This window comes from Streptomyces sp. 71268 (assembly GCF_029392895.1).
In the GTDB taxonomy this organism is placed as follows: domain Bacteria; phylum Actinomycetota; class Actinomycetes; order Streptomycetales; family Streptomycetaceae; genus Streptomyces.
This window is the reverse complement of sequence record NZ_CP114200.1, coordinates 175,646-193,211: the sequence shown is the minus strand read 5'-3', so window position 1 is coordinate 193,211 and position 17,566 is coordinate 175,646. Positions and strand designations below refer to the sequence as shown.

General features: G+C 73.8%; 10 protein-coding genes and 1 pseudogene. 2 read left to right on the top strand and 9 right to left on the bottom strand.

Translation table 11 applies throughout. The annotated features are described in order from the left end of the window. Window positions 1-36: 36 nt before the first annotated feature. Both OYE22_RS00745 and OYE22_RS00740 read right to left on the bottom strand, forming a co-directional pair. Window positions 37-561, bottom strand: coding sequence for an AAA family ATPase (locus tag OYE22_RS00745; RefSeq protein WP_277318548.1), 525 nt, complete (start codon window positions 559-561; stop codon window positions 37-39). 89 nt (window positions 562-650) lie between these two features. Next, window positions 651-1,646, bottom strand: a complete 996-nt coding sequence (locus tag OYE22_RS00740; protein WP_277318547.1) for a helix-turn-helix domain-containing protein — start codon at window positions 1,644-1,646, stop codon at window positions 651-653. 56 nt (window positions 1,647-1,702) lie between these two features. On the opposite strand from OYE22_RS00740, the gene OYE22_RS00735 reads away from it, so the two are divergent. Together OYE22_RS00735 and OYE22_RS00730 are read left to right on the top strand one after the other, a co-directional pair. Continuing rightward, window positions 1,703-2,983 carry an MFS transporter gene (locus OYE22_RS00735; RefSeq protein ID WP_277318546.1) on the top strand — a complete coding sequence of 427 codons (1,281 nt, stop codon included), beginning with the start codon at window positions 1,703-1,705 and terminating at the stop codon, window positions 2,981-2,983. Between the two features lie 192 nt (window positions 2,984-3,175). Further along, window positions 3,176-3,772, top strand: a complete 597-nt coding sequence (locus OYE22_RS00730) for a DinB family protein (RefSeq protein WP_277318545.1) — start codon at window positions 3,176-3,178, stop codon at window positions 3,770-3,772. 52 nt (window positions 3,773-3,824) lie between these two features. Here the strand turns inward: OYE22_RS00730 and OYE22_RS00725 are convergent. The 7 genes and pseudogenes from OYE22_RS00725 to OYE22_RS00695 form a co-directional block, all read right to left on the bottom strand. Further along, window positions 3,825-4,004 (bottom strand): annotated as a pseudogene (locus OYE22_RS00725) (ATP-binding protein); the annotation flags it as partial. Between the two features lie 325 nt (window positions 4,005-4,329). Further along, entirely contained in the window at window positions 4,330-4,683 is a 354-nt protein-coding gene (locus OYE22_RS00720) for an acyl carrier protein (protein WP_277318544.1), read from the bottom strand. Window positions 4,684-4,858: 175 nt separating this feature from the next. Next, window positions 4,859-9,061, bottom strand: coding sequence for a beta-ketoacyl synthase N-terminal-like domain-containing protein (locus OYE22_RS00715; protein ID WP_277318543.1), 4,203 nt, complete (start codon window positions 9,059-9,061; stop codon window positions 4,859-4,861). A gap of 74 nt (window positions 9,062-9,135) precedes the next feature. Further along, window positions 9,136-10,572: an FAD-dependent monooxygenase gene (locus OYE22_RS00710; protein WP_277318542.1), complete on the bottom strand. Its 1,437-nt coding sequence runs from the start codon at window positions 10,570-10,572 to the stop codon at window positions 9,136-9,138. A gap of 305 nt (window positions 10,573-10,877) precedes the next feature. After that, the gene (locus OYE22_RS00705; RefSeq protein WP_277318541.1) at window positions 10,878-11,345 is read right to left on the bottom strand and encodes a nuclear transport factor 2 family protein; all 468 of its coding nucleotides are present in this window, start codon (window positions 11,343-11,345) and stop codon (window positions 10,878-10,880) included. A 35-nt stretch (window positions 11,346-11,380) separates the two neighbouring features. Further along, a complete protein-coding gene (locus OYE22_RS00700; protein WP_277318540.1) occupies window positions 11,381-11,818 on the bottom strand; it encodes a nuclear transport factor 2 family protein in 438 nt (145 codons plus the stop codon). Further along, on the bottom strand, window positions 11,815-17,520 hold the full coding sequence (locus OYE22_RS00695; protein WP_277318539.1) for a type I polyketide synthase: 5,706 nt from the start codon (window positions 17,518-17,520) through the stop codon (window positions 11,815-11,817). Before OYE22_RS00695 ends, OYE22_RS00700 begins: the two co-directional genes overlap by 4 nt. Window positions 17,521-17,566 lie beyond the last annotated feature (46 nt).

Below are 17,566 nucleotides of genomic sequence, written 5' to 3'. Positions count from 1 at the left end.
GCCCGGCGCCGGGTGACGGCGCCGGGTGCGTGCCGGTCAACCCGTGGCGGGCGGGACCCTGGCCTCGCTGAGCGCCTGATGGAGGTCGGCGACGCAGGCGGCGACGTCGCGACCGGCGGTGTCGAGCACGAGGTGCTCGCGGTGCCAGGGTTCGTACGGGCGGTGCGTGATGGCGTCCCAGTCCGGGAGGGGCAGGTCGGGGATGTCGACCGCGCGGTGTTCGGCCCGGCGGCGATGTTCGGTCGGGTCGGAACAGACGATCTCGGCCTCGACCACGGGGGTAGCGGTGCGCTCGGCGACGCTCCGCCAGGCGTCGCGGGTGACAGCCAGCGGGCTCACGGACTCGGCGATCACGGTGAGCCCCTGTCGCAGGTGCTCCTCGGCCAGGGCGTAGGCGACGGCGTATCCGGCCGGGCCCACGGGGTGGGCGGCCAGCCCGGAACGGACGATCGCCTGCTCGATGGTGTCCACGCGCACGTGAACGGCGCCGATCTGGCGGGCCAGGGTTCGGGCCAGGGTTGTCTTCCCCGTCGCGGGCAGGCCACAGACGATCACGAGCATGGGCTCATCCTGCCCCATGGCCGTGGGCTCTGGAACAGGACCCCGATAGACGTCTCACCTCCCGGTGGGAGCGGGCGACGTCCGCGGGGTCAGGGCGCGCTCTCGCCGCCCAGCAACTGGTCCGCGAGCGGCGTGCGCCGGTACAGCACCTGCCGTCCGTGCCGGGCCCGGGTGACGAGTCCCGTCGCGAAGAGGACGCGCAGGTGCTGGGAGACCGCGCTCGGCGTGACCTGGAAGCGGCGCGCGATCTCCACGGTGGCCAGCGGCTCGGCCAACTGCGCGAGCAGCCGCGCCCGCACCGCCCCGACCAGCTCCGCGAGCGCCCCCGGCGGCGCGGCTGACGGCGCCTCGGCCCACAGCGTCGCCACCCCGCGACTGGGGTAGGCCAACGCCGGCGCGACGTGCTCCGTCACGGGCGGCGCGGGCTTGTGCGCGAACACCAGGGGGACCAGCAACAGCCCCCGCCCGGCGGCCCGGGTACGGAAGCCGTCGCCGATCATCCCGCGCATCTCCAGCGCGCCGTCCCGCCACCGCACGTCGGGGTGGAGGTCGGCGAACAACAGCCGCGCCCCACCGGTGGCCAGTTGGCGCGCCCGGTAGGTCATGTCAGCCTCCAGCACGAGGCGGATCCGCGGCCACCACGGCTCGACGGCCGCGCTCCAGTAGCCATCGAGCAGGTCGCAGACGGCCTCGCGGAGGGCGACCACCTCCGCGTCGGTGCCGTCCGCCGCGGCCCGTAGCGGCGCCGGCAGCGGATCGGGTGCGTGCGTGTCGCGCAGGTCGCGGCGTACGAGCGCGGGGGGAGTGCGGCGCACGACGGCCAGTTCCTCGGCGAAGGACGCGAAGTGGGTGGTCGGTCGCGGGGTGAGGAAGTCCGGCAGGGTGTGCCGCCGCGCGACCAGCGACAGCAGCAACTCCGTGTCCAGCGCGCCCAACCCGCCGATGACCGCTCGGCGCCAGGGCAGGTGCAGCGCGGACAGCCCGGGCTCGCGCAGCACGCGCAGGCTGCACACCGTCTCGGCCAGCGGCGACAGCGCGAACCGGGTGTCGGCGAGGTCCTCGACCCCCATCACGAAGCTGATCATTAAGGCATACGCTACGTCGTTTCCGCCCGCTCCCACAGGGCCGTGGAATGCCTGGCATGACAGCAGCGCCACCACCAGCCCCACCCGGTCCCGCCCTGAGCCGGCGGTTCCTCCTCCTGCTCGCGCTCACCTGCGCCGTGGCCGTGGGCAACCTCTACTTCGCGCAGGCCCTGACCCCGCTCGCGGCCGAGGGGCTCGGCGTCTCCACGGGCGCCGCGACGCTCGCGGTCACCGCCACCCAGGTGGGTTACGCGGCCGGCAACTACCTCCTCGTACCGCTGGGCGACCGGTTCCCGCACCGACGCCTGCTGACGGTCCTGCTCTGCCTGACCGGCCTCGGGCTGCTCGTGGCGGGCCTCGCCCCCGGGCTGCCGGTGCTCGTCACCGCCTCCGCCGCCGTGGGCCTGACCAGCGTCGCCGCGTCCGTGGTGGGCCCGCTCGCCGCGGGGTTGGTCGCGCCCGGCCGGCGCGGCGAGGTGTCCGGGATGCTGGCCAGCGGTGCCATCGGCGGGATGCTGTTGTCGCGCGCGTTCGGCGGTTCGCTCGCCGAGGCGTGGGGCTGGCGGGCCCCCTACCTGGTCGCCGCGGCCGTGATGCTGCTGCTGGCCTGGGTGCTCGCGGCGGCGCTTCCCGTCCGGCCCGCCCCGGCGGCCGGCCGGCCGTACCGCGCCCTGCTCGCCGAACCGCTGCGGCTGCTGCGCACCGAGCCGGAGCTGCGGCGCTCGAGCTTCTACCAGGCGACGGTGTTCGCCGGGTTCTCGGCGGTGTGGACGGGCGTCGTGCTGCTGCTGACCGGCCCGGCGTACGGGCTCGGCGCCCCGGCCGCGGGCCTGCTCGCCCTGGTGGGGGCGGCCACCATGGTGTGTACGCCGCTGGCCGGCCGGCTCACCGACCGGCGCGGCCCCGACCTGGTCAACCTGGTCTGCCTGGTGGGAACGCTCGCCTCCGCCGTGGTGCTGGCGGTCGGGGCGCTGGGTGGGGCGGCGGGCATGGCGGCGCTCGTCGTCGGCACGCTGCTGCTCGACGTGGCGATGCAGTGCGGGATGGTCGCCAACACGACCCGCGTCTACGCGCTGCGCGCCGACGCCCGCAGCCGCCTCACCACGGCCTACATGACCTGCGCCTACCTGGGTGGCAGCGCCGGGTCCTGGCTGGGCGCGCGGGCCTTCGACGCGGCGGGCTGGCCTGGGGTGTGCGCGCTGCTGGCGCTGTGCGCGGTGGCGGCCCTGGCCCGGCATCTGGCGGCTGTCGCGCGGCAGCGGACCGGCCCGCGCGCCGGACGGGCCGACTCGCCCGCACCCGGCGCCGGCCCGAAGAGCTGGCGGGGGACCCGTTGACGGCAGGGCGCCACCACACCTCGCCGCGCGCCCATCCATCAGCGAGCGGGCGTACCAGGTTGGCTGTGCCACTTTCACGGGGAGTCATTTGAAGGTGACTTGGGGAGTCGTTTCTCGGCGTCAGGCAAGATCGCTGTCAGCGGCTTTTGATGTCACTCCCGGCTGTCAGTGCCGGGTGGAAGACTGCCCGGCATGATCGAACCGAACCCGAAAGCGGACCTTCTCCGATACCTGCGAGAGGCGCGTGATGCCCTGGTGTGGAAGCTCGATGGGCTCTCGGAGCACGACATCCGCCGTCCGCTGACCCCCACGGGCACGAACCTGTTGGGGCTGGTCAAACATGTCGCCGGCGTGGAACTGGGGTATCTCGGTGACACGTTCGGGCGGCCGTTCTTCGACGAGGAGCCGCCGACCTGGTGGTATACCGAGGAAACAGAACCCAACTCAGACATGTGGGCCACCGCAGACGAGTCGCGCGAAGACATCGTCGAGCTGTATCGGCAGGCATGGAAGCACTCCGACAGCACGATCGCGACGCTCACGCTGGATGCGATCGGCCGTGTCCCGTGGTGGCCTGAGGAACGTCGAGAGGTGACACTGCACCACATCCTGGTGCGCGTGATCTCAGATACTCAGCGGCATGCCGGTCACGCGGACATCGTGCGAGAGCTCATCGACGGATCTGTCGGGTATTTGCAGGGCAAGGGCAACATGCCGCCAGGTGATCAGGCATGGTGGGAGGGCCACCGGCTCCGATTGGAGCGCGTGGCGCGGGAAGTCAACGGCTGATCTTGCCCAACTGCCGACCCCGCTGGCTCCGGGGTCGGCCCTGCGGCGCCGTTCAGCCGGCCTGGGTCTGTTCGGCCAGGGTTTTGGTGTGGACGAGGCGGTAGGACTCGGTGCCGGTCTGGATGATGGCGCTGTTGAAGGTCAGGCGGTCGACGATGGCCGCGCAGAGCCGCGGATCGGTGCATGTCTTCGTCCACCCGCTGAAACTCTCGTTCGAAGCGATCGCGACACTACCCATTCGCAGGTGGCGAGGGACTGCGAGTTACCCATGAGGCCCCCCGTGGGAGAAGCGCACCCACGGTCCCACCGCAAGCCCTCAAGTGACTTCAAAACAAACTGACATCGCTAACTCGGTCAGGTGGTGACTCCCATAGTCACATCGAAACGGCTCCCGCGGCCAGGCACATAACCCCCAGGTCCAGCCGGCCGGCTCGTGGCACGGCGCCGCACCGGGGCCTGAAGAGACCCCGGTGCGGCGTGGACGCGACCGTCAGCCGGCTGTGCGGCGCCTGCCCGTATCCGTGCGCGCGGGCCGTGCGGGGTGCGTGCCCACCCGGCTACTCGGCGGCGGTGCCGGCGGGGGCCGCGTCGCCCTCGGCCACCGCCGCGAACGCCTCGGCCAGGTAGTGGCCCAGGGTGGCCGGGGTCGGGTACTCCAGGACGGCGACGAGGGGGATCTCCACGTCGGTGAGCGTCATCAGGTTGCGGGTCAGCTCCAGCGCGGTGAGCGAGGTGAGCCCGCTCTCCAGGAAGTTGCTGTCGTCCTCGATGGTGGCCTCGGGCAGGATGCTCGCGAGCTGGGCGCGCACCGTCTCGCGCAACAGCGCCTCGCGCTGCTCGGGGGTGGCGGCGGCGAGGTCCTCGCGGAGCTTGGCGCCGTCGAGGTTGGCCTCGCTGTTTTCGGTGTCCATCACTTTCTCCCGTCTCGTTGGGGCTTCGGTACGCGGCCGTCGGCGGCGCCGACGGCGGTGAGCGTGCCGGAGAACTCGTGGCCGGCGGCGGTCCGCCGTGGACCGCGCGCACCCGGGCGGCGGCGGTCCGTGCCCCCTCGCGCGGACCGGGCCCGGGCCGGCATGGCGTACGGCGTCACGACGACCCCGGCGCGAGTGCGGCGGGTTGCGTGGGTGGGGCCGCCCGGTCGGTGGGCCGGAACTCCGGGAGGTCGGCGAAGAGGCGCCGTACGCCCAACTCCGTCGCGTGGCCGGCCACCCACGCCCAGTCGATGTCCGTGACCACCGCAGCCGGCGCCTGGGCCGCCACGGCGTCGCGGAGGGCCTGGACCACCGCCTGCCCGGGCAGCGCCGTCACCCCGTTGCCCCGCAACTGCTTGGCGGCGCCGACAGCGGCATCCGGTTCGCCGACGGGCCCCAGGGCCAGCGACACGGCGGGCACACCCCGTGCCCGGCACCGCTGGGCGAGGGCGCTCACGTAGGCGTGCGTCGGAGCCTGGTTGCCGAGCCCCGGGCCACGGCAGATTCCGGCGACCGACGAACACAGCACCAGGGCCGTCAGCTCGTGCCGCTCGGCCAGCGCGCACATCTGGCGCGCCGCGGCCACCGCGTCCGCGCCCTCGCCGCGCAGCCGCTCGGCGTCCAACGGTCCCGCCTCGTAACCGAGTCCGCAGCCGAGGTGGACCACGGCGGTCAGCGGAAGCTCGGGCGCGATGGTCGCTGCGATCCGGTCGAGTTCGTCCGGGACGGCCACGTCGGCGACGGCGGTGGCCACGCGCACGCCGGTCGCGGACAACTCCGCCGCCAGCGCCTCGTCCGGCGCCGTCGCGTCCACCAGCAGCACCTGCTCGGCGCCGGCCTCGGCCGCCCAGCGGGCCGCGTGCGCGCCGGCACCGGTGTTCGCGCCGCTGATCAGCGCCGTGCCGCGCAGGATGCCACCGTCGGCCGTGCCGGCCGCCACATCCCGCACCAGGCGCCGGGCGAACGCGCCGTCAGGGCGTACGGCCACCTCGCTCTCGCCCTCGTCGGCGAGCAGCGCCGCGGTGAGCCGGCGCCACGTCCGGGCGCCGCACCGGGCCGGCAGGTCGATCAGGCCACCCCAGCGGTCCTGTCGCTCTGCGGCCAACGCCCCGGCCAGGCCCCAGAGCTGGGCCTGTTCGGGACGCGGGGCGGCGTCGCCGACGCCGATGCTGACCGCGCCCTGGGTGACCACCCACAACGGAGCCTCGATCCGGGCCCGCTCCAAGGCGTCGGCCAGCGCGACCGTCGGCGCCAGCGCCGACGTGCCGTCCTCGCCCGGCGCGGCGTCCCCGCCATTCGCCGGGCGCGGCCCGGACAGGGCCAGCAGCGACACCACACCGACCACCGGTCGCCCGGCGCTCGCCCGTGCCAGCCGCTCGGACAGCGGCGCGTCCGACCCGGCGGCCGGCTCCGCGTTCACCGGCACGACCTCGGCGCCCCGCGCGCGCAGCGCCGCGACCACCGCCGACGCGCCGCTCGCGGCCCCGTCCCGCGCCGGTCGCGCGTCCGCCGCCGCCGTGGAAGCCGGGAGGGGGTCGGCCACCACCAGCCAGCGCCCGGACAGCCGGGGCTCGCCCGCCTCGGCGACGGGCCGCCACCCCACCCGGTACCGCAACTGGCGCTGCCGCCGCCACGCCGTCAGGGCCGGCAGCACCTCGCGGAGCAGCGCGCCGCGCTCGCCGCCGACCCCGATGGCGCGGGCCACCGCGTCCGGGTCCGCGCGCTCCACGGCCGCCCAGAACTCGGTGTCGGCCCGCGACTCGACGGCCGGCGCGTCGGGCGCCGGCTCGTTCTCCATCCAGTAGCGACGCCGCTGGAAGGCGTACGTCGGCAGTCGTACGGTGCTCGGCGCCGGGCCGCCGGCGAAGAAGGCCCGCCAGTCAACGCCCGGGCCGCCAGCCAGGTGCAGCCGCGCCACGGCGTGCGTGAGCGCGCGCACCTCGGGCTGCCCGGGGATCACGGCCGACACCGTCAGCGGCGCCCGCCCGGCCGGCTCCGCGGCGAGCAGCGCGTCGGGCCCGAACTCCACCCAGGTGCTCGCGCCGGCCGCGGCGCCGGCGACACCACCGGCTGCCCCACCCTGGCCGCGCTCGGCCCAGTACGCGGCACTGGCCAGCGACTCGTCCACGGGTTCACCGGTGCGCGCGCTCAGCACCGGCAGGTCGGGCCGTCGTACGTCCAGTTCGCCGGCCACCTGCCGTACCCGTTCCGGGCCGGCGGCGTCGGCGAGGACCAGCGCGCACGCGTCGGGCAGCGGCAACGCCCCGGCCACGTGCGCGGCGGCGATCTCCCCGCCGTCCGCGCCGATGACCGCACCGGCCTTGACGCCAAGGTCGCGCACCAGCGCGGCCAGCGCGACGTGCCCCGCGAACCGGACCGCGGCGGCCTCGGGCGCCGCCAGCGAGACCGCCCCGCCGGCCGGCGCGGCATCGAACGCCAACTCCCGCAACGGACGGTCGAGCCGCCCGTCGAACGCCTCCGCCACCGCGTCGAAGGCCGCGGCGTAGACCGGGAAGCGCGCGTACAGCTCCGAGCCGAACCCCGGGGGCCGCTCGCCGCCGCCGAAGGCGAACACCGTGGTGCCCGCGGTGACCGTGGCCGCCCCGGGCCGCAGCACGGCCGGCCCCACCACGGCCGGGTGCGCCCGGCCAGCGGCCAGCGCCGCCAAGCCGTCCGCCAACTCCGCGCGGTCCACCCCGACCACCACCGCCTGGTGCTCGAAGGGCGACCGCGTCGTCACCAGCGACCACCCCACATCGGTGGGCGTTCCCTCACCGCCCCCGTCCAGGTGGTCGAGCAACGCACGCGCCTGACCCGCCAACGCCCCCTCACCGCGCGCCGAGACCAACCACGGCACCGCCGCACCCGCCGCACCCGTCGCGGACGAACCGGCGGCCGGCGTCGACCCCCGCGCCCCGGCCGGCCGCGCGGGCGCCGGAGGCTGCTCCACGATCAGGTGCGCGTTGGTGCCGCTCGCGCTGAACGAGGAGACCGCGGCCCGCAGCGGGCGCTCCCGCGCCGGCCACGGGGTGCGCTCGGTGACCAGCCGCACCGCGCCCGACCGCCAGCTCACCAACCGGGTGGGCCGGTCCACGTGCAGCGACGCCGGGAGGCTGCGGTGGCGCATCGCCGCCACCATCTTGATGACACTGGCGACCCCGGCCGCCGCCTGGGTGTGCCCGATGTTGGACTTCACGCAGCCGAGCAGCAGCGGATCGTCCGCCGGCCGGTCCTTGCCGTACGTGGACAGCAGCGCCTGCAACTCGATGGAGTCCCCGAACGCGGTGCCCGTACCGTGCGCCTCCACCGCGTCCACGTCGGAGGGCGAGAGGCGGGCCTGCGCCAGCGCGTCGCGGATCAACTGCTGCTGTGCCGGGCCGTTCGGCGCGGCCATCCCGGTGCTCGCGCCGTCCTGGTTGATCGCCGAGCCACGGATGACCCCGAGCACCTGGTGCCCGGCCCGCCGCGCGTCCGAGAGACGCTCCAACAGGACCAGGCCCACCCCCTCGGCGTACACCATGCCGTCGGCCGCGTCGGCGAACGACTTGCAGCGCGCGTCGGGCGCCAACTGCCGCTGGCTGGAGGCGACCTGGAAGGCGCTGGCGGTGTAGTTGATCGCCGCGCCGCCGGCCAACGCGAGCGAGCACTCACCCTGGCGCAGCGCGCGGGCGGCCAGGTGCATGGCCACCAGCGACGAGGAGCACGCGGTGTCCAGCGCGACGGCCGCGCCCTGCAGGCCCAGGGTGTAGGCCACCCGGCCCGGGGCGAGGCTGGCCGCGTTGCCGTTGCCGACGTAACCCAGCATGCCCTCGGGAATCCGGTCCAGCCGCGAGGCGTAGTCGTGGTACATCACACCCGCGTACACGCTGGTGTCCGAGCCGCGCAGGGTGTGTGGCGCGATGCCCGCGCTCTCCACCGCCTCCCAGGCCACTTCGAGCAGCAACCGCTGCTGCGGCTCCATCGCCGGAGCCTCGCGGTCGCTGATGTCGAAGAACGCCGCGTCGAAGTCCGCCGCGTCGTGGACGAACCCACCCGAGCGCACGTACGAGGTGCCGTGGTGGTCAGGATCGGGGTGGTACAGACTCTCCAGGTCCCAGCCGCGGTCGGTGGGGAAACCCGAGATGACGTCACGCTCGTCGGCGACCACGTCCCACAACTGCTCCGGCGTCCGCACGCCCCCGGGGAAGCGGCACCCCATCCCCACGATGGCGATGGGCTCCGGCCGCTGCTCCTTGAGGTCCTGCAACTGCTGCCGCGTCTGGTGAAGCTCGGCCGTAGTCCACTTGAGGTAGTCGACGAGCTTTTCTTCGTTCGTCATGAAAGAGCGGGCCTTTCTCGCCTGAGCCGTCGTGCCTGAGCCGTCGTGGTGGGCCGGGCCGGGTGCGGTGCCGACTAGCGGGAGACACCCTTGACGCCCGCCAGGCCGCTCGGGCTCAGCTTCACCAGGGACAGCTCGTCCGGGGTCAAGGGGGGTGCCGTCAACTCCGGCAGCATCCGGTCCTGGTGCATGAGCGACAGGAAGCGGTTGGAGGCCAGCTCCGACTGCGGCGCCGTCAGGCTGATGACGTCGGTGACCACGTCGCACACCGCCGACGACCTGATCGCCCGGTCGGCGATCAGATCGGAGAACCGCTGGCGCGCCGTGGCCCCGCCCGTCAGGCGCGGGTCCTTGGCGTTCATCCGGCAACCCACGTACTCCACGTCCTTGGACGCCGCCATGATCCACGGATCGTCGACAGACGCGCTGATCGCCCGCTGGACGCGGCGCGCCGACCCCACCTCGTCCACGCCCAGCGCCAACTGCTCGTCCAGCGCGCTGGCGGCGCGGGCGGCGGCGCTCATGCCGTGCCCGTAGATCGGGTTGAACGCGGCCAGCGCGTCACCGACGACGACCAGCCCCTCCGGCCACCGCTCAAGGCGCTCCGGGTAGAGCCTGCGGTTGGCACCCACCCGGGACACGGCGACCGGCGTCAGCGGCTCGGCCCCGCTGATCAGGTCCGCGACCAGCGGGTGCCGCAGGGTCCTGGCGTACGGCAGGAACTCCTCCTCGGTCGTCGGCAGCCCCGCGCCCCGCGTGCAGGACAGCGTCACCATCCACGTACCGTCCTCCTGCGGGTAGACCACCCCGAAGCGGCCCGGCTCGCGCACCCGGTGGTCGGCGGCCACGTTGACGGCGGGGAAGCCCTCGGTCGCCCCGGGCGGCGCCTGATAGATCCGGGTGGAGTAGGCGATGCCCGCGTCCACGACGTCCTCCTCGACCGGCGGCAGGTCCAACGCCGACAGCCAGTGCCGCAGCCGCGAACCGCGCCCCGAGGCGTCCACCACCAGATCGGCGCCCAGCGTCTCGGTGTCGCCGCTGTCCATGTCGCGCACCCGCACCCCACGGACCCGGGCCCCGTCGCCGACCAGGTCGAGGATCTCCGTGCGCTGGCGCACCGTGATCCGCCCACCGGCCAGGATCTGGTCGCGCACGTGCCAGTCCAGGAACGGCCTGGTGCACATGAGGGCGTACTGCCGGGGCGGGAAGCGGTGCTGCCAGCCGTGCGAGGTCAACGTCACCAGGTCCTGGTGGAAGTTGACCTTACGGGCCCCCGCCTTCAACAGCCGCTCGACCATGCCGGGCAACAGCCCGTCGATGAGCCGCGCCCCGCTGGACCACAGCACGTGCACGTGGCGACCCTGCGGCGAACCCTTGCGGTGCCGCGGCGCGTCGGGCAGCACGTCGCGCTCGATGACGGTGACGGTCTCCGCGTGGCGGGCCAGCACGTGGGCCGCCAGCATTCCGGCCCAGCCGCCGCCCAGAACGATTCCATGTTTCGGTGTGGTCATGGTGATGCTTTCGTCCCTTCCCCGGGCCCGGCTCGCGGTGGCCCGCCCGCGCTGAGCGCGAGGGGGCCACGGCGCGAGCGGCCGACGGGAGAGTTGTGAGGGCGGCGAACACGTGGGGGAGGGACCCCGGCGCCCGGCCCGGCCGGCGCCCGCTACGCGCGAACCCCGGCCGGAGGTAGGCCCCGGGCCGTTGGTACGACGCGGAAGTCCCCGGCTTCCCTGACGATCGACGCGGGCCGGCTGCCGGTCCGCCCGGCACCGCGCCAGGCACGACGCGGCGACGCTGCGATGATGTCCGGCACCGCTTAAGTCGGGCTAGGGCTGCCCTTGGCCTGCACCATCTTGGCGAGGTTTTGGGTCACGGCCATGAAGTGCGCCACGCCGGACAGCTCCGGACCGTCGCCGACCTTGGTGTCGGTGATGCCCCAGTAGGCCCGCGCGTGCCGCACCAGATCGTCGTCGCCCAGCTCGATGATGCCGACGATCTGGAACGTCAGCTTGGTCGGCGCGTACACCGTCACCGTCGTCGGCACGGCCACGCTCCTGCCGTCCATCGAGACCACGGGCCGGCCCGGCTCCTCGTGCACCTGGCACTCGATGGACCAGGCGATGTGCCCGCGCAGCGCCTCCTTGCCGATCAGCGGCGGCGCGCCCACCGGGTCCTCGAAGACGATGTCGTCCGAGAAGAGTTCCAGCACGGCCTCGACATCGCCGGCGTTCATGCGCCGGGCGTACTCCAGCGCCAGGTGTTTCAGGGTCGCCTCATCGGCCATGGGTGTCTCCTCGGGGGGTGCGGGCGAGCGGGGGATCAGTCCGTGACGGCAAGGTCCGACCTCCCCCACAGGGCCTTCAGCTCCGTGATGGCCCCGCCCTTGCCGGTACGCAGCATCAGCACGTAGTTCCAGGTGATGCGCTTGCCCGCGGGGTCGTCCGGGGCCGTGATCCAGCCCCGCTCGGCGAACCCCGGGCCCTTGGGCAGGTAGTCCATGACGGCGCTGGCCGGGGCCAGTACGTGCTTGCCGTCCTGTCCCGCCACCGGGTCGCCGAGGGTCTCCCGCACCCCGGCCCGGGCGAACTCCTCGAAGTGCGCGCGCAGCGCCTCGCGGCCCGACCGCTGGTCGGCGCCGACCGGGTCCTCGAAGGTGACCTCGTCCGCGTACAGGCCAAGGAGCCCGTCGACGTCCGCGGCGTTCAGCAGGCGGCTGTGTTCCACCATGAGCTTCTTGCGGCTTCGCTCGTCAATCAACGCGTGCTCCCCATGTGCTCTCCGTTGTCGCTCCGGCCCAGGTCCTGGTCGATGAACTGGAAGATCTCGTCAGCGGTGGCCCCCTGGATCTTGCCGCTGACCGCCGCCTCGGCCGCGGGGTCCGTCGGCTCCGCCGAGCCGCCGCCCAGCGCCTCCAGCCTGGTCAGGGTGGTGCGCAGCCGCTCGTGCAGCGCCTCGCGCGCCGCCGCGTCCCGCGCGAGGGCCAGCAGCGCGTCCTCCATCCGCTCCAACTCGCCGAGCAGCGGCGGCAGCGGGTCCGCGGCGGGTGGCGCCAGCTCGGCGTGCAGGTGCGCGGCCAGCGCCACCGGGTTCGGGTGGTCGAAGATGAGCGTGGTCGGCAGCCGTAGCCCGGTCACGCTGCCCAACCGGTTGCGCAGCTCGATCGCGGTCAGCGAGTCGAACCCGACTTCGAGGAAGCCGCGCTCGACGTGCAGCCGACCGGGATCGGCGTGGCCGAGCGCGGCGGCCGCGTGCGTGAGCACCAGGTTGAGCAACACCCGGTGCTGCTCGTCCACCGGCAGCGTCGCCAGGTGCCCGGCCCAGTCCGTCAGCGGCTGGCCGGCCGCCGCGGTACGGCGCGCGGGCCCGCCCGCGGTGAGGCCGCGCAGCGGGGCGGGCAGCGTCAGCGCCGGCTGGCCGGCCAGCGCGCGCACGTCCAGGTCCATGGCGACCAGGTGCGGCGCCCCGTGGCGTACGGCGGCGTCCAGCAGGTCAAGCCCTTGTTCGGCGGCCATCGGGTGGATGCCCGAGCGGGCCATGCGCTCCAGCGCCGCCTCGTCCAGGTGCCCGGTCATGCCACTCGCGTCACCCCACAGGCCCCACGCGATGGACACCCCCGGCAACCCGAGCGCCTGCCGGTGCGCCGCCAGCGCGTCGCAGAAGGAGTTCGCCGCCGCGTAGTTGGCCTGCCCCGAGGAGCCCAGCGTGGCCGCCGTCGAGGAGAACATGGCGAACAGCCCCAGGTCGAGCCCCGAGGTCGCCGCGTGCAACACCACCGCGGCCCCCGCCTTCGGGCCCCACACCCGGGCCAGCCGATCCGCGGACTGCGAGGTGAGCACCGCGTCCTCCAGCACGCCGGCCGCGTGCACCACGCCGGTCAACGGGTGCTCGGGCGCCACCCTCGCGAGCAGGGTGGCAACGGCCTCCGGGTCGGCCACGTCGGCCGCCACGATCCGCACCCGCGCGCCCAACCTCGTCAGTCGTGCGGCGAGTTCGTCCGCGCCCGCCGCCCGCGGCCCGCTGCGGCTGACCAACAGCAGGTGCCCGCTCTGTCCCGTACGCACCAGGTGCTCGGCCACCAGGGCCCCCAGCGTTCCGGTGCCACCCGTGATGAGAACCGTGCCGTCGGGGTCGAGCCGCCCCACCACACCCTCGTCCGCCGAGGCCCCGCCCCGCGCCCGCGCGAGCCTCGGCGCCAACACGCGCCCCGCCCGCAACGCGAGCTGCGGCTCACCCAGCTCCACGCCCCGGGCCACGGCCTGCGGCAACTCCGCCACAGCCTCCGGTTCCACGTCCGCGTCCACGTCGAGCAGGAGGAAACGCCCGGGGTTCTCCGACTGCGCGCTGCGCAGCAACCCCCAGGCGCCGGCCCCGGCGAGATCCAGCTCGGCCGCCGCACCACCGGTGTGTACGGCGCCCCGCGTGACGACCACGAGATGGGCGTCGGCCAGCGCCGGACGCAGCAACCAACTCTGCACCAAACCCAGCAACTCCTGCGCCACCCGCAACCCGTCGTCAGCCGAGCCCACGGCCTCGGTCAGCACCACCGACGGAGCGGGCTCGCCCTCGTCCAACGCGGTGACCAGCGCCTCCAGATCCGCGTACCGCACCGGCCGCGACCCGTCTGCCCCTGGCACCGACAGTTCGCCGAGGGCGAGCGTGTCGGCACCGAGCACGGCCCAACCGCCGTCGCCGAGCACGGCCTGCGCCGACCGCGTGGCGGCCGGGGCCGGCAACGCGGTCCACTCCGGGACGAACAACCCGTCCACGCCCCGCGCGGCGGTCGCCGCCTGGAGCTGCCCACTCTCGGCGGGCCGGGTCACCAACGAGTCCACGGTGAGCACCGGCGCGCCCACGGCATCGGCCACCGTCAGGCGCAGGGCGTCCCGTTCCGCGTCCCGCCCGACCCGGACCCGCACCGTGCTGGCCTCGGCCGCCCACAGACGCACCCCGGTCCACGCGAACGGCAGCCGAAGTCCGCCGTCCGCCCCGTCGGGCTGCTCCATCAACAGCGAGGGCTGCAACGCGGCGTCGAGCAGGGCCGGGTGAATGCCGTACCCGTCGCGCTTGCCAGCCGCCTCCGGCAGCGTGATCTCCGCGAACACCTCGGTCCCTTGCCGCCAAGCCGCCTCCAGCCCCTGGAACGCGGGCCCGTAGCCGTACCCGGCCGCCTCGGCCTGGGCGTAGAACTCCGTGACGTCCACCGGCTTCGCACCGGCCGGCGGCCAGGCGCCCGCGAGCCCGCCGACCGGCTCGTCACCCGCCGACGGCGGGCTGAGCACCCCGACGGCGTGTGTCACCCAGGGAGCGTCCTCCTCCTGCTCGGGCCGCGAGAAGACCCGCACCTCGCGCCGGCCGTCCGCACCCGCGGCGGCCACCGCCACCTGCACCCGCAACCCACCGGAGGCGGGCAACACCAGCGGTGCCTGGAGCGCCAGCTCGTCCAACCCACCACTGCCCACCTCGTCCGCGGCCCGCAGCGCCCACTCCACCAGCGCGGCACCCGGCAGCAGCGCCGTACCCGCCACGACATGCTCGGCCAGCCACGGCTGGGACGCGACAGACAGCCGCCCCGTCAGCAACCGGCCCCCACCATCGGCCAGCTCCACGGCGGCTCCGAGCAGCGGATGCCCGGCAGCCGTCAACCCCAGCTGCGTGGCATCGCCGCCCCGCCCGCTGGTGTCCTCCAACCAGTACCGCTCCCGCTGGAAGGCGTAGGTGGGGAGGTCCACGACGTGGGGTGTGGGGTTGTTGGGGTACCAGCGGGTCCAGTCCACGTTCACGCCGGCGGTGAAGGCTTGTGCTACGGACTGTGCCAACTGCTCCAATCCGCCGTGTTCGCGGCGAAGGGTCGGTACGGCGGCGGCTTCGACTCCGACCTCGTCGAAGGCTTCTTGGAGTCCGACGGTCAGGACGGGGTGGGTGCTGGCCTCGATGAAGACGCGGTGGCCGTCGGCCAGGAGTTGGCGTACGGCGTCGGCGAAGCGGACTTGTTCGCGCAGGTTGGTGACCCAGTAGGCGGTGTCCAGGGTGGTGGTGTCGATGCGTTCGGCGGTGACGGTGGAGTAGAACGCCACCTCGCCCTGGGTCGGGCTGATGCCGGCCAACACCTCGTGGAGCTCGTCGGCGATCTCATCGACTTGTGGGCTGTGGGAGGCGTAGTCCACGTCGATCAGCCGAGCCCGGCCGCCTGAAGCTTCCAGCGCGGAGACGGCGTGTTGAACCTGCTCGGGCGGTCCGGAGACCACGGCGGAGCCGGGCCCGTTGACGGCCGCGATGCCCACACCCGCCGCGCTGTCACCCAGCCCGGTCAGGAACTCTTCGGCCTTGTCCTGACTCAGCGCGAGCGAGGCCATGGCGCCACCACCGGCAAGGCGGCGTAGTGCCTTGCTCCGTAGCGCCACCACCTTCGCACCGTCCTCCAAGGACAGTGCACCGGCGACGACAGCGGCCGCGATCTCACCCTGGCTATGACCCACCACAGCCGCCGGCTTCACACCCTGGTCAGCCCACACCGCCGCGAGGGAGACCATCACGGCCCACAACACCGGCTGGACCACATCCACGCGGCCCAGGTCAGCCGCGCCCACACCACCCCGCAACACCTCGGCAAGCGACCAGTCCACGTACGGCGCCAGTGCGCGCTCACACTCGGCTACCCGCGCCGCGAACACCGGCGAGGACTCCAACAACCCCGCACCCATTCCCACCCACTGTGACCCTTGTCCCGGGAAGACCAGGACGGGGCCGAGGTCGCCGGTCAGTGTGGGGGTGCCGGGGTTGGTGAGGGTGGGGTGGGTGGTGTCGGTGGCCAGTGCTTGGAGGCCGGCGAGGAATGTGTCTTGGTCTTGGCCGGTGAGGACGGCTCGGTGGTCGAAGGTGGTGCGGGTGGTGGTCAGGGACCAGCCGATGTCGGTGATCGAAGCGGCCGAAGCAGTCGTCGCCAGGTGCTCGATCAACGCTTGGGCCTGACCACGCAACGCGGCGTGACTGCGAGCCGACAGCACCCACGGGACATAGCCCCCCGTAACCGTCGCAGCCTCGGGAGCGGCGGGTGCCGGCTCCTCGGCGGGCGCCTCCGGCGCCTGCTCCAGGATGAGGTGGGCGTTGGTGCCCGAGACGCCGAAGGAGGAGACGCCGGCGCGCAGCGGGTGCCCGTTGGGTGCCCAGTCGACCTGTTCGGTCAGCAGCCGTACCGCGCCCGCGTCCCAGTCCACGTGCGGCGTCGGCGCGTCGATGTGGAGCGAGGCGGGCAGTACGCCGTGGCGCATGGCCTGCACCATCTTGATGACGCTGGCGACGCCTGCGGCGGCCTGGGTGTGGCCGATGTTGGACTTGACGGAACCCAGCCACAGCGGCCGGTCGTCGGGCCGGTCCTGACCGTAGGTCGCGAGCAGCGCCTGTGCCTCGATCGGGTCACCCAGTGAGGTGCCGGTGCCGTGCGCCTCCACGGCGTCCACCTCGGCCGGGGCGAGCCGCGCGTTGGCCAGTGCCTGGCGGATGACGCGCTGCTGGGACGGCCCGTTGGGGGCGGTGAGCCCGTTGCTCGCGCCGTCCTGGTTGACCGCCGAGCCACGGATCACGGCGAGCACCCGACGGCCGTTGCGCTGCGCGTCCGACAGCCGCTCCAGCAGGACGAGGCCCGAGCCCTCGGAGAAGCCGGTGCCGTCGGCGGCGGCCGCGAACGCCTTGCAGCGCCCGTCCGGCGACAGCGCGCCCTGTCGCGAGAACTCGGTGAACCCGCCGGGCGTGGCCATCACCGTCACCCCGCCGGCCAGCGCCAGCGAGCACTCGTCCTGCCGCAGCGCCTGGCAGGCCAGGTGCATGGCGACCAGGGACGAGGAGCACGCCGTGTCCACCGTCACCGCGGGCCCCTCAAGGCCGAACGAGTACGAGATCCGGCCGGAGACCACGCTGCCCAGGTTGCCGGTGGCCACGTACCCCGCCGACTCGTCGGTCGTCTCACCGATCAGCGACAGGTAGTGGTAGGAGTCCACGCCGGCGAACACGCCCGTAGCGCTGCCGACCAGGGACTCACGGTCGATGCCGGCCCGCTCGAACGCCTCCCAGGCGTTCTCCAGGAGCAGCCGCTGCTGCGGGTCCATGGCCAGCGCCTCGCGCGGGCTGATCCCGAAGAAGTCGGCGTCGAAGTCGGCGACGTTCTCCAGGAAACCGCCTTCGCGGGCGCTGCTGGTGCCCGCGTTGCCCGGGTCGGGGTGGTAGAGCTTCTCCAGGTCCCAGCCACGGTCGTCGGGGAAGCCGGAGATGACGTCCGCGCCGTCGGTGACCAGTTGCCACAGCCGCTCCGGGGTCGTCGCGTGGCCGGGGAAGTCGCAGGCCATGGCGACGATGGCGATGGGCTCCCGCGCGCGGTCCGCCGTCTCGCGCAACTGCCGCTTCGCCGTGCGCAGGTCGGCGGTCGCGCGCTTCAGATAGCTGCGTAGCTTCTCGTCGTCCGTCATGTCACATCCACCCGATCGTTGCGGCCTTCGTGGTTCACAGGGCGTA